The sequence below is a fragment of the Virgisporangium aliadipatigenens genome, from assembly GCF_016863615.1.
GTDB classification, from domain to species: domain Bacteria; phylum Actinomycetota; class Actinomycetes; order Mycobacteriales; family Micromonosporaceae; genus Virgisporangium; species Virgisporangium aliadipatigenens.
Map to the genome: position 1 here is coordinate 311,824 of NZ_BOPF01000004.1, position 13,031 is coordinate 324,854.

The following is a 13,031-nucleotide window of genomic DNA, read 5'->3' on the forward strand; positions in this document are numbered from 1 at the left end:
GAGGGGGTCGCCCGTGCTTCCGGTCGCCGACGCGCCCAGTGTCCGTCGATACGCCCGTGAGTTACTCGCCCGCTATCCGGGGCGGTTGGCCACCGCGCTCGGGTTGCACGCGCTCGCCGCCGCGAGCGGACTGGCCGCACCGCGCCTGTTGGGCGAACTCGTCCAGGGCGTGCACACCGGCACGACCGGCTGGACGGTCGACCGGATCGCGATCGCCATCGCGTTCTTCGTCGTCGTGCAGGCGGTGCTGGTCAACCTGGCCACGTACGCGTCGGCCCGGCTGGGTGAGCGGGTGCTCGCCGAGCTGCGCGAGGAGTTCGTCGAACGGGTACTCGCCCTGCCGCTGTCCACAGTGGAGCGGGCCGGCAGCGGCGACCTGATCACCCGCTCCTCCCGCGACGTGGCCGCCCTGTCGAACTCCGTGCGGTACGCCGTTCCGGAGATCCTCATCGCCGCGGTGACCGTGGTGCTGACCGTCGCCGGCCTGATCGCGGTGGCCCCGCTCCTGGCGCTGCTGTCCGTGGTGTCGCTGCCGGTGCTGGTTCTCGGCACCCGCTGGTACCTGCGCCGGGCGCCGGCCGGCTACCTGCGCGAGAACGCCGCCTACACCGACCTGATGGACGGGCTCGCCGAGACGGTCGAGGGCGCGCGCACCGTGGAGGCGCTGCGGACGGCCGGTCGCCGGCAGGCCCGCACCAAGGTCGACCTGCGCCGCTCGTACCGGACCGAGCGGTACACGCTGTACCTGCGCACCGTGTGGTTCCCGGTCGCCGATCTGGCCTATCTGCTGCCGACCGTCGCCACACTGCTCGCCGGCGGTTGGATGTACCTCGCCGGCTGGGTGACGCTGGGCCAGGTCACCGCCGGAACCCTGTACGTGCAGCAGCTCGTCGACCCGCTCGACCGGTTCCTCTCGTGGCTGGACGAGCTGCAGGTCGGCGGCGCGTCGCTGGCCCGGATCCTGGGGGTGGCGCACGTTCCGGACGATCGGGTGCCGGTGCCGGAGAAGCCGGTCGGGCGGCAGCTCGCGGCGTGCGGCGTGCGCTACTCCTATGTGGACGGTCGGGACGTGCTGCACGGCATCGACCTGGTGGTGCGCCCCGGCGAGCGGCTGGCCGTGGTGGGCCCGTCGGGCGCCGGCAAGTCCACGCTCGGCCGGCTCCTCGCCGGGGTCGCGCCGCCGCGCGTCGGGTCGGTCGCCGTCGGCGGCGTCCCGCTGGTCGGCCTGCCCCTGCCGGAGCTGCGCGGTTCGGTTGCCCTGGTCACCCAGGAGCACCACGTTTTCGCGGGAACGCTCAGAGACAACGTCTCGCTGGCCAGACCCGACGCCAACGCCGTGCAGATCCGCGCCGCGCTGCGCGCGGTCGACGCGCTGCGCTGGGTGGAGGCGCTGCCGCAGGGGCTCGACACGGTGGTGGGCTCCGGCGGCCGCCAGCTCTCCCCGGCGCAGGCGCAGCAGGTGGCGCTGGCCCGGCTGGTGCTGGCCGACCCGCACACGCTCGTCCTGGACGAGGCGACCTCGCTGATCGACCCGCGCGCCGCCCGGCACCTCGAACGTTCGCTCGCCGCCGTGCTGCACGGCCGCACCGTGATCGCGATCGCGCACCGGCTCTTCTCCGCGCACGACGCCGACCGCGTCGCCGTGGTGATCGACGGCCACATCACCGAACTGGGCAGCCACGACGACCTGGTCGCCGCCGGCGGCGCGTACGCCGACCTGTGGCGTTCCTGGCAGGCGGACCTACCGCGCCAGGGAGTACAGGACGGCGAAGAGGATCACCACGGCAAGGGCCACGCAAAAGGCCACGACCAGTGGGCGCGTGTCCGGGGTGGGCTCGTGTCGGGGTAGGTCGGCGACGGTGGCGCGCAGCTCGTCGAGCGTGCGCGCCTCGACGACCACGGCCGCCCGGTCGGCGAACTCGTCGAGGGTCAACCGGCCCGCGGCGGTGTGCTCACGCAGCGCGTCCATGGTCCGTTCGCGGTCCGCGTCGGAGGCCCGTACCTGCACGGCTGACACCGTAACCTCTTCGGCGTGGAAGTGACCACGATCAGTCTCGCGGACCGGCCGGATCTGGCCGACCGGGTGTTCGCGATCCCGTACGCGGAGGCCGACGGCCGCTTCATGGCGGGAAACCTGGCCGCCGCCCTGATGCGCCGCACCCGACTGGCGGCGCGCTGGCCGCAGTACGTGGTGGCCGTGCTCGACGGGGACGGGACACCGGTGGCGCGCGGGGTGAGCGTGCCGTTCGCGGCGACGGCGCCGGGCCGCACGCGGTACCCGTCCGGCGGGTGGGACCAGGTGGCGGTCTGGGCGGCCGAGGACGCGCTCGACGGGCGGGTCGGGGAGACGCTGTGCGCGCTGGAGGTGGCCGTTCATCCGGAGGTGCGCGGGCGCAACCTCGCCGGCCGTACACTCATCGCCCTGCGGGACAACGCTTCGCGGCTCGGGTTCGGCGATCTGATCGTGCCGGTGCGGCCGCCGGCCAAGGCGCTGGAGCCGGAGGTGCCGATCGCGGAGTACGTCGCCCGGCTGCGGGCGGACGGGCTGCCGGCCGATCCGTGGCTGCGGGTCCACGTGCGCCTCGGCGGCGAGGTCGTCGGGATCGCCTCCCACTCGGGAACGGTCTGCGCCCCGCTCGCCGACTGGCGGGCCTGGACGGGACTGCCGTTCGACGTGGAAGGGCCGGTCTGCGTGGGCGGCGGGCTCGTGCCGGTGTTCGTGTCCACCGCCCTCGACCTGGGGATCTACGTAGAGCCGAACATCTGGGTCCGGCACCGTTTCTAGCCCCTGATGGGCGCGCTGCTGCCGCCGGTGAGGCGCAACAGGTCGGCCGCCGCGAGTTCGACCTCCAGGCCGCGCCGACCCGCCGAGACGTACACGGTGTCGAACCCCTCCGCCGACGCGTCGAGCACCACCGGCAGCCGCTTGCGCTGGCCGAGCGGGCTGATCCCGCCCCGGACGTAGCCGGTGGCGCGTTCGGCGGCGACCGGGTCGGCCATCGCGGCCCGCTTCCCGCCGACCGCCGCGGCGAGGGCCTTCAGGTCCAGGGAACCGGTCACCGGCACCACGCCGACCACGAGCGCGCCGTCGACCTCGGCGACCAGCGTCTTGAAGATCCGTTCGGCGGGGATGCCGAGCGCCTCGGCGGCCTCGGTGCCGTAGGACTCTGCGCGTGGGTCGTGCCGGTACTCGTGCACCCGGTGCGTGACCTTCTGCTTCTTCAACAGCGCCGTCGCCGGCGTTCCCTGACCCGCCACGCGAACATCATCCAACAGGCTTGCAGAGCACCGCCGTGCCGGCCCCGGCGACCTTCGTCAGCAGCAGCACACCGCCGTCGGGGCCGGCGAGCTTCAGCTCCTTGCGCAGGCGTTCGACGTCCTGGGCGGAACCCCGCTTGCGGATCTCCAGCCGGCCGATGCCGCGTTCGCGGAGCGCGGCGCGCAGCCGCTTGACGTGCAGCGGCAGCGTCTCGACGACCTCCAGGCACCGCGCGAACGGAGTGTCCACCGGCGCGTCCGCGTAGACGAACGCGATCGTCGGGTCCGCGATGGTGCCGCCGACCGTCGCGGCGAACTCCGCCACCAGGCCGGCTCTGGTGACGGCGCCGTCGGGGTCGAAGACGTACCGGCGCACGGCTCCCACCGGGGCGGCGATCAGGCCGGTGCCGGTCAGTTCCGCGACGCCGTCGTCCGCGGTGTGGATCGTGGCCCGGCGGGGGACCCGCGCCAGCGCGGGCGCCCACAGGCACGCCTCCACCAGGTCCCGGCCCACCGACACCCACTGCGCCTCGAAGCCCGGCGGGATCACCCCGTGGTCCAGCCCCGGCGCCAGCTTCAGCACGGTGCGCGGGACCCGTTCGTGCAGGGAGATCACGAAGTCCCACGACGGCGACAGGCCCTCCGTGGAGAAGACCCGCCGGCCGCCGGCCGTGCGCCGCGCCGGATCCGCGAACACGGCGTCCACAGTGGACAGATCGAAGCCGGCGGCGTCGCCGACGACCACGGTCGCCGGCAGCCCGCGCAGATTGGCCCTGGCCAGAGCGGCCGTCTCCGGATCGGCCTCCACCGCGTGCACCGCGAGCCCGGCCCGCGCGAAGGCCAACGAATCGGCTCCGATGCCGCAGCCGAGATCGGCGACCGTGTGCGCACCCGCGGACGAGAGCCGGGCCGCCCGGTGCCGGGCCACGATCCAGCGGGTCGCCTGTTCCAGCGCCGTTCTCGTGAAGAAGAGCGAAGCGGCGAGCGGGCCGAACTTGCCCACGGCCCGGCGGCGCAGGGACGCCTGGGTAAGGGCCGCGGCCGCGACCTCCGGCGCGAACCCCTGCGCCCGCAACGCCGTTACCGCCTGCACCGGATCGCGGTCGCCGAGCGCGACGGCCGCATCGAGCGCGGCGGCAAAACCATCGGGAAACACGTCAGGGATTATCGGCCGCCGCTTCCAGGGGGTCCGCGAGCAGCGGCCCGAACGCCAACTCGGCGGCGCCGAGCAGCGCCGCGTCGTCCCCGAGCGCCGGCGTGCGCAGCCGGACGTGCTCGCGGCAGGCGGGCAGCCCGTTGCGGTTGAGCCGGCTGCGGACCTGCGCGGCGGCGGCGATGTACACCTCGCGGAGGTTGCCGCCGAAGATCACCATCTCCGGGTTGAAGATGTTGACCAGGTTGGCCACGCCGAAGCCGAGCCAGTCGCCGACCTGCCGGATCGCGGCCTGCGCCTGCGCGTCGCCGCGCCCGGCCGCGTCGACGAGCGTCTCGACGGCCGCGCGGCCGGTGCCCGAGTCCGCGTCCCGCCCGGCCGCGTGCAGCAGCGCGTACTCGCCGATCTCGGTCTCCCAACAGCCGCGGGAACCGCAGTTGCACGGCTTGCCGTTCGGGTTGACGACCATGTGGCCGACCTCCCCGCCGTAGCCGCCGTGGCCGCTGACCAGCCGCCCGCCCGCGATGATCCCGCCGCCGATGCCCGCGTCGCCGGTGACGTACACGATGTTGTCGGTGTCGACGGCCACGCCCCGCACGTGTTCGGCGAGGGCGCTCAGGTCGGCGTTGTTGCGCACCGGAACGGCACGGTCGCCGCCCTGCACCTCGTCGCTGAGCACCTTCGCCAGCGCCTCGCCCAGCGGTTCGTCGATCCAGCCGAACTGCGGCCCGAGGCGCACCAGCCCGTCCTCGGCCCGGACCATCGCCGAGACGGCGGCGCCGCTTCCCACGTAACGCGCGGACGGGGATGCCGCGCGTTGCATCTCGCGTACGAAGTCGGCGAGCGGGGCGACCACATCGGCCGGGTCACGAACGCCGCGTGGTCGCCGGGCCTCGCGCCGGTCGAGAACCGCCCCGCCGAGCCCGATGCGGGCGGCGACGAGCCGGTCGACCTCGATCACCAGCGCGAACACGTAGACCTCGGCCTCCGGCCGGACGACCAGCGAGGGGCGCCCGGCCCGGCCGGACTGGTCCTGGGGAAGCCCCTCGGAGACCAGCCCGGCGGCCGTGAGATCAGCGGTCAACGCGCCGATGGTGCTCCGGTTCAGACCCAGGTGCGCCGTTAGCGCCGCGCGTGAGGTGGGGCCCCGCACGTGCACGTACCGCAGCAGCGCACCCAGGTTCTGTCGCCGGATCTCCTCCTGACTGGGACCTGCCCGCATCAGTTATCCGCGCCCGCTCTACCTCAGACCGGCGGCGGCGGCCCGCTTGCGGGACAGCGCGTCGATCCCGGCGGCGAGCAGCAGCACCGCACCGGTGACCACGTACTTGACGCCGGCAGAGTAGCCGAGCAGGCCCATACCGTTGTCGATGACCGCGATGACGGCACCACCGAGAACGGCGTCGAGGACCCGCCCCTTCCCGCCGAAGAGGCTGGTGCCGCCGATGACGGCCGCGCCGACGGCGTAGAGGAGAACGTTGCTGCCGCCGGTGTTCGGGTCGACGGACTGCAGGCGCGACGCCGCGACGATGCCGCCGACCGCCGCCATGGTGGAGGAGATCATGAACGCGGTGATCCTGATCCGGTCCACGCTGATACCGGCGCGACGGGCGGCTTCGGCGTTGCCGCCGACGGCGTACAGGTGCCGCCCGAACGCCGTGCGCTGCAGCACGAACGTCCACAGCAGGAGCAGCACCACGACGATCGGCACCACGATCGGCACGCCCTTGAGCGAGGTGATCAGCGTGTTGCGGCTGCGTTCGAGGTTGAGCACGAAGACGGCCGCACCGCCGATGAGGGCCAGGGCGCCGACCCGCGCGCCGATGACGCTGAACGGCTCCGCCGCGAGGCCCCGCTTCTTGCGCCCGAGCGCGCGGTTGACCTGGAGTGCGGCGTACCCGCCGACGCCGACGACGAGCAGCAGCCAGCCGAGCCACGGCGGCAGGTTCTTGTTCGCGACGGCGATGATCACCGGGTCGGTAACCGAGATGATCTTGCCGCCGCTGATCATGATGAGCACGACGCCCTGGAACGCCAGGAACGCCGCCAGCGTCACCACGAACGACGGGATCCCCACCTTGGAGACCAGCGTCCCCAGGAAGAGCCCGATCACCGTGCCGGTCACCAGCGCGAGCAGCACCGAGACGTACCACGGCCAGCCCCACGAGGTGAGCGTGACGGCCATGACCGCCGCGCAGACGCCGCTGGTGAAGCCCGCCGACAGGTCGATCTCGCCCAGCAGCAGAACGAACACCAGGCCCATGGCGATCACGATCACCGCGGCGCCCTGCGTGAACAGGTTCGCGAAGTTCTGCTCGGACGTGAACGTCGGCCGCATGACCGAGAACACCACGCACAGCACCGCGAGGCCGATGACGGCCGGCAGTGCGCCCATCTCGCCGCCGCGCAGCCGCTGCACGTACTGGCGGACGTGGCCCTTGAGCGTCGGGTCGACGGCCGGGACCCCGCCCTCCGTCTTGGCCGTCACGACAGCCTGTTGAGTGCTCACAGCTCTTTCACCGTCCTGACGGGGGCAGCGGCGGCGTCGCCGTCACGGATGCCGAGGTCGCCGCTGCGGCCGGCCGTGATCAGTTCGACCACCTGCTGGTGGGTCACGTCTGAGGCGCGCACCTGGGCCGCCATCCGGCCGAGGTACATGGCCGCGATGCGGTCGGCGACGGCGAACACGTCGTTCATGTTGTGCGAGATGATCACCACGCCCAGCCCGGCGTCGGCGAGCCGGCGCACCAGCTCCAGCACCTGCGCGGTCTGCGCCACGCCGAGTGCCGCCGTCGGCTCGTCCAGCACGACGAGCTTGCTGTTCCACAGCACGGCCTTGGCGATGGCCACCGTCTGGCGCTGGCCGCCGGAGAGGCTCGACACCAGCTGGCGCACCGACTTGACCGTTCGCACCGACAGGCCGGCGAGCGTCTCGGCCGCCAGCTGCTCCATCGAGGTCTCGTCGAGCACGATGCCGTGCTTGCGTTCCCGGCCGAGGAACATGTTCTGGACGATGTCCAGGTTGTCGCAGAGCGCGAGATCCTGGTACACGATCTCGACGCCGTGCGCGGCCGCGTCACGGGGACCGTGCACCGTCACCGGGTTGCCCTCGAAGAGGTAGTCGCCGGAGTCGATGGGGTAGATCCCACCGATGCATTTGACCAGGGTGGACTTGCCGGCGCCGTTGTCGCCGATGAGGGCGGTCACCTCACCGGGATACGCCGCGAAGTCCACGTCGCGCAGGACCTGCACCGGGCCGAAGCTCTTGTTGAGCCGGCGCAGTTCCAAAAGGGGTGTCGCGCTCACGCTGCTCCTTGAGGGGGGTCGAAGCCCGGATCCCCGGCGCACCTACGCGCGCCGGGGACCACGGGACCGCATCCGGTCAGATGCCGGCTTCGGTGCACTTGGCGGCGAAGGCCGCGGTGCACAGCTCTTCCTTCTTCACGTAGCCGTCGGCGACGACGTCCTTGACGTTCGCCTTGGTGATGGCCACCGGGTCGAGCAGCACGGCCGGGACGTCGCGGTTGCCCTCGGTGTCCTTCACGGTCTTGCCGGTGTCCTTCTTCTCGCCCTTGGCGAGCCCGATGGCCAGACCGGCGGCCGCGTCGGCCTCCTTCTTGACCGCCTTGTACACGGTCATGCACTGGTCACCGTTGAGGATGTTCTGCAGGCCCTGGACGGTGGCGTCCTGACCGGTGAACGGCACCTTGCCGTTGAGCTGCTGCTTCTTCAGCACGGTGAGAGCGGCGTTGCCCAGGCCGTCGTTGGCGGAGAGGACGCCGTCGATCTTGCCGTTGGTCTGGGTCATCATCTGCTCGAACAGCGTCGCGCCCTGGGCGTTGTCCCAGTCCGGCACGGACTGCTCCGGGCCCTTGGTGTACTCGCCCGACTCGAACTTCGGCTTCAGGACGCTGTCGTAGCCCTGCTTGAACAGCGTGGCGTTGTTGTCCGTCGGCGAGCCGTTGAGGTAGGCGACGACCGGCTTCGTCTTGCCCTGGAGGCACTTCACCAGGCCCTCGCCCTGCAGCTTGCCGACCGCCACGTTGTCGAAGCTCACGTAGTACGACGCGCTGCCGCCCAGCGTGAGGCGGTCGTAGTCGATCGTCGGAACGCCCTGCTGCTTCGCCTTGTCCAGCACCGCCTTACCGGAGCCGCTGTCCAGGTTGACGATCATCAGGGCGGTCACGCCGTCGGCCAGCATCGTGTCGGCGATGGTCTGGAAGGCGTTCTTGTCGTTCTGGGCGTTCTGGATGGTGTAGTCCACCCCGGCGGCCTTGAACGCGGCCTCGAGGTAGACCCGGTCGGCTGTCTCCCAACGGGCGGACGACTTGCTGTCCGGCAGGATCACGCCGATCTTCGGCTTGTCGCTTTTGCTGCCGCTGTCGTCGTCGCCACAGGCGGTCAGACCACCGGCGGCGACAAGGCCGAAGGCGGCGAGGGCAACGATCCCTCTGCGCATGAACGGTCCCTTCTTCGGGTGGAAAAGGTTCGGGGTGAGTTGGTGGAAAAGACCTACTGCGACCGGAAGGGTGGGTCCGGTCACACGCGATTGTTGTGCCCGGCAACGTATGCCCGCCCCGTGTGTTTCCACAAGATGTCGCAGGGTGCGGTTTTGTTCGGGCCGGTAACAATTCTGCAACGTGACAAGATGATCACCCAGAGCTGTCGCAAGTAACACTTAGTGACTGAAACACTACTACTTGCGCATGAACCGAACGGGTAATCCCGGGTGGACGTTGGCACTCTGGTTGACGGAGTGCTAGCTCGCGGAATAACCTCCGGTTAGCACTCTCACCATGAGGGTGCTAGTGCCCGGCGGCGTCGGCACCCGCGACGACGGCGCCCGCCTGGCGGCCTGAGACACGAAAACCAGATACCCCAGGAGGGTATGCCCGTGACTACCGCGACCAAGGTTGCGATCAAGCCGCTCGAGGACCGCATCGTGGTCCAGGCGAACGAAGCGGAGACCACCACGGCGTCGGGCATCGTCATCCCCGACACCGCCAAGGAGAAGCCGCAGGAGGGCACCGTCCTCGCTGTGGGTCCGGGTCGCATCGACGACAAGGGCAACCGCGTGCCGATCGACGTCAAGGTCGGCGACACGGTCCTCTACTCCAAGTACGGCGGCACCGAGGTGAAGTACGGCGGCGAGGAGTACCTGGTGCTCTCCGCGCGCGACGTCCTCGCGGTCATCGAGAAGTAATCAACTGACGCGAGTGCACCGCCCCGGGCCGGCTACATCGGGCTCGGGGCGGTGCTCGTGAAGGAGAGAGATGCCCAAGATCCTCAGCTTCTCGGACGACGCCCGGCACCGCCTGGAGCACGGCGTCAACGCGCTCGCCGACACCGTCAAGGTCACCCTCGGCCCGCGCGGTCGCACCGTCCTGCTGGACAAGAAGTTCGGTGCGCCTCTGATCACCAACGACGGGGTCACGATCGCCAAGGAGATCGAACTCGTCAACCCGTACGAGAACCTCGGCGCCCAGCTCGTCAAGGAGGTGGCGTCCAAGACGGCCGACGTGGCCGGCGACGGCACCACCACCGCGACCGTGCTCGCCCAGGCGATGGTCCGTGAGGGCCTGAAGAACCTCTCGGCCGGCGTCAACCCGGCCGGCCTCAAGCGCGGCATCGACGCGGCCGTCGCCGCCGTCGTGAAGGCGCTGAAGGAGAAGGCCACCCCGGTCGCCAGCCAGAGCGAGATCGCCTCGGTCGCCACCGTGTCGGCCCGGGAGTCCTCGATCGGCGACCTCATCGCCCGCGCGATGGAGACGGTCGGCCGCGACGGTGTCATCACCGTCGAGGAGGGCTCCACGCTCTCCATCGACCTCGACGTCACCGAGGGCATGCAGTTCGACAAGGGGTACATCTCCCCGCAGTTCGTCACCGACGCCGAGGCCAACGAGGCCGTCCTCGAGGACGCCTACATCCTCGTCACCACGCAGAAGATCAGCGCCATCGAGGAGCTGCTCCCGCTGCTGGAGAAGGTCGTCGGCGCCAGCAAGCCGCTGCTCATCGTGGCCGAGGACGTCGAGGGCCAGGCGCTGTCGACCCTCGTGGTCAACGCGATGCGCAAGACCATCAAGGTCTGCGCGATCAAGGCCCCCGGGTTCGGCGACCGCCGCAAGGCGATGCTGCAGGACCTGGCCATCCTGACCGGCGGCGAGGTCATCGCGCCGGAACTCGGCTACAAGCTGGACCTGGTCGGGCTCGAGCAGCTCGGCAAGGCCCGCCGCGTGGTCGTCGACAAGGACAACACGACGATCGTCGACGGCGGCGGCATCGCCTCCGAGGTCCAGGACCGCATCTCGCAGATCCGCAAGGAGATCGAGGCGTCGGACTCCGACTGGGACCGCGAGAAGCTGCAGGAGCGGCTGGCGAAGCTCTCCGGCGGCGTGGCGGTCGTCAAGGTCGGTGCCGCGACCGAGGTCGAGGTCAAGGAGCGCAAGCACCGCGTCGAGGACGCGATCGCGGCCACCAAGGCGGCGGTCGAGGAGGGCATCATCCCGGGCGGCGGCGTCTCGCTCGTCCAGGTCGCCACCGTTCTCGACGACAACCTCGGGCTCACCGGCGACGAGGCCGTCGGCGTGCGGCTGGTCCGCAAGGCGCTCGACGAGCCGCTGCGCTGGATCGCCGAGAACGCGGGCCTCGACGGCCGGATCGTCGTGGCCAAGGTGCGCGAGCTGGAGTTCGGGCACGGGCTCGACGCCGCCAAGGACGAGTACAAGAACCTCGTCGAGGCCGGCATCGTCGACCCGGTGAAGGTGACCCGCAGCGCGGTGGCCAACGCCGCCTCGATCGCGGGCCTCCTGCTCACCACGGAGACGCTGATCGTGGACAAGCCGGCCGAGCCGGAGCCGGCGGGCGGTGGCCACGGCCACTCCCACGGGCACGGTCACGGCCACTCCCACGGGCCGGGTTTCTGAGCGTTCGCTCGTAAAAGCGGGGTCGGCGATCTGCCGGCCCCGCTGCTTTTCGGCCAACAGAGGTTATGGACTGATGACAGTCTTGGCAGTCTGTGGCGGCGCGCGTCCAGACTGGAGCGCATGACACCTGATCGGCGGATCTCCGCCCTCGCGGGGCTCGCCGCCGTCGCCGTCGCCCTGGCGGTGGGAGAGCTGCTCGCCCTCGCCGTCGGGCCGTTGAGTTCCCCGGTGGTCGCCGTCGGCGGCGTGATCGTCGATCACGTTCCCGAGGCGCTCAAGGAATTCGCGATCTCGCTGTTCGGCACGTACGACAAGATCGCGCTGCAGGTGGGGACCGTGGTCATCCTGGCCGCCGTCGGGGCCGGGCTCGGGGTGCTGGCGATCGGCCGTCCGCGGTGGGCGTTCGCGGGGGTCGCGGTTTTCGGTCTGGTCGGCGCCGCCGCCGCGGTCACCAGACACGACGCTGACTGGGTCAGCGTGATCCCGTCCCTCTTCGCCGCAGCCGCGGGTGCCGCGATCCTGTGGAACTTCCGGAGCAGGCTCGTTCCCGTCGAATCCGCCGCCGATCCCGATCCCGTTCCGGCGTCCGACCGGCGGCGGTTCCTGATCACGGCGGGGTCGTTGCTGGGGGCCGGTGTCGCGACGGCGGCGTTCGGCAGGTGGTACGGGCTGCGGCGGACGGTCGACGCGGACCGCGCGGCCGTCACGTTGCCCGTTCCGGCGGAGCCCGCGCCGGTCCTGCCCGCCGAGGCCGAGCTGAACATCCCCCGGCTGGCGCCGTTCGTGACGCCCAACGACAAGTTCTACCTGATCGATACGGCTCTGGTGGTGCCGCAGGTGTCGCCGTCCCAGTGGCGGCTGAAGATCCACGGGCGGGTGCGCAAGCCGTTGACGCTCACCTACGAACAGCTCCTCGCCCGGCCGATGATCGAGCGCTACGTCACGCTCGCCTGTGTCTCGAACGAGGTGGGCGACGGCCTGATCGGCAACGCGAAGTGGCTCGGGGTGCGGGTGGCCGACCTGCTGGCCGAGGCCGACCCGGAGCCCGGCGCCGACCAGGTGGTGAGCCGTTCCGTGGACGGGTTCACCGCCGGGACACCGACCGAGGTGCTGCGCGACGGCCGCGACGCGATGCTCGCCGTCGGCATGAACGGCGTCCCGCTGCCGATCGAGCACGGGTTCCCGGTGCGGATGGTGGTGCCCGGGCTGTACGGCTACGTGTCGGCCACCAAGTGGCTCGCCGAACTGGAGCTGACCAGCTTCGCCGACTTCGACGCCTACTGGATCAAACGCGGCTGGGCGGCGAAGGCGCCGATCAAGCTCCAGTCACGGATCGACACCCCGATCGACGGCGGCAAGGTGAGCGCCGGCCAGGTGCCGGTGGCCGGGGTGGCGTGGGCGCAGCACGTGGGCGTGTCGGGCGTGGAGGTGCGGGTCGGCGACGGGGCCTGGCAGCGGGCGCGGCTGTCCACCGTTCCGTCGGTGGACACCTGGTGCCAGTGGACCTGGGCCTGGGACGCCCCGCCCGGGAAGCACTGGCTGGAGGTGCGCGCCTACGACGCGAGCGGGAACGTCCAGACCGACGCGATCCAGGACGTCCTGCCCGACGGCGCCACCGGCCACCACCGGGTCGAGGTCACCGTCACGTAGAACCCGCCGATCTCGCAGTCGCGAGATCGGCGGGGTGTTGCGCGTGG

General features: G+C 71.2%; 12 protein-coding genes. 5 read left to right on the plus strand and 7 right to left on the minus strand.

Annotation, left to right across the window (positions count from 1 at the left end):
• Positions 1-13 precede the first annotated feature (13 nt).
• Entirely contained in the window at positions 14-1,849 is a 1,836-nt protein-coding gene (locus tag Val02_RS08085; protein ID WP_203898281.1) for an ABC transporter ATP-binding protein, read from the plus strand.
• Here Val02_RS08085 and Val02_RS47185 read toward each other — a convergent pair.
• Positions 1,742-2,008, minus strand: a complete 267-nt coding sequence (locus Val02_RS47185; RefSeq protein WP_239152543.1) for a DUF1707 SHOCT-like domain-containing protein — start codon at positions 2,006-2,008, stop codon at positions 1,742-1,744. The two genes, Val02_RS08085 and Val02_RS47185, sit on opposite strands and share 108 nt — an antisense overlap.
• 24 nt (positions 2,009-2,032) lie before the next feature.
• On the opposite strand from Val02_RS47185, the gene Val02_RS47190 reads away from it, so the two are divergent.
• Complete coding sequence (locus Val02_RS47190; protein WP_239152545.1) at positions 2,033-2,785, plus strand: N-acetyltransferase; 753 nt, start codon at positions 2,033-2,035, stop codon at positions 2,783-2,785.
• Here Val02_RS47190 and ybaK read toward each other — a convergent pair.
• From ybaK to Val02_RS08125, 6 genes are all read right to left on the minus strand, one after another.
• Positions 2,782-3,258 (minus strand): Cys-tRNA(Pro) deacylase, encoded by a 477-nt coding sequence (ybaK, locus tag Val02_RS08100; RefSeq protein WP_203898284.1) that lies wholly within the window; start codon positions 3,256-3,258, stop codon positions 2,782-2,784. The two genes, Val02_RS47190 and ybaK, sit on opposite strands and share 4 nt — an antisense overlap.
• 7 nt (positions 3,259-3,265) lie before the next feature.
• Positions 3,266-4,414 carry a class I SAM-dependent methyltransferase gene (locus Val02_RS08105; protein WP_239152546.1) on the minus strand — a complete coding sequence of 383 codons (1,149 nt, stop codon included), beginning with the start codon at positions 4,412-4,414 and terminating at the stop codon, positions 3,266-3,268.
• Between the two features lies 1 nt (position 4,415).
• On the minus strand, positions 4,416-5,633 hold the full coding sequence (locus tag Val02_RS08110; RefSeq protein ID WP_203898285.1) for an ROK family protein: 1,218 nt from the start codon (positions 5,631-5,633) through the stop codon (positions 4,416-4,418).
• 18 nt (positions 5,634-5,651) lie between these two features.
• A complete protein-coding gene (locus tag Val02_RS08115; protein ID WP_373317868.1) occupies positions 5,652-6,920 on the minus strand; it encodes a sugar ABC transporter permease in 1,269 nt (422 codons plus the stop codon).
• Entirely contained in the window at positions 6,917-7,717 is an 801-nt protein-coding gene (locus tag Val02_RS08120) for an ATP-binding cassette domain-containing protein (RefSeq protein ID WP_203898286.1), read from the minus strand. The genes Val02_RS08115 and Val02_RS08120 overlap by 4 nt, the downstream gene beginning before the upstream one ends.
• 76 nt (positions 7,718-7,793) lie before the next feature.
• Positions 7,794-8,870 carry a sugar ABC transporter substrate-binding protein gene (locus Val02_RS08125; RefSeq protein ID WP_203898287.1) on the minus strand — a complete coding sequence of 359 codons (1,077 nt, stop codon included), beginning with the start codon at positions 8,868-8,870 and terminating at the stop codon, positions 7,794-7,796.
• Between the two features lie 435 nt (positions 8,871-9,305).
• On the opposite strand from Val02_RS08125, the gene groES reads away from it, so the two are divergent.
• From groES to Val02_RS08140, 3 genes are all read left to right on the plus strand, one after another.
• A complete protein-coding gene (gene groES / locus Val02_RS08130) occupies positions 9,306-9,614 on the plus strand; it encodes a co-chaperone GroES (protein ID WP_506021970.1) in 309 nt (102 codons plus the stop codon).
• A gap of 70 nt (positions 9,615-9,684) precedes the next feature.
• Positions 9,685-11,334, plus strand: a complete 1,650-nt coding sequence (gene groL, locus Val02_RS08135; protein ID WP_203898289.1) for a chaperonin GroEL — start codon at positions 9,685-9,687, stop codon at positions 11,332-11,334.
• A gap of 120 nt (positions 11,335-11,454) precedes the next feature.
• Positions 11,455-12,984 carry a molybdopterin-dependent oxidoreductase gene (locus Val02_RS08140; RefSeq protein WP_203898290.1) on the plus strand — a complete coding sequence of 510 codons (1,530 nt, stop codon included), beginning with the start codon at positions 11,455-11,457 and terminating at the stop codon, positions 12,982-12,984.
• Positions 12,985-13,031 lie beyond the last annotated feature (47 nt).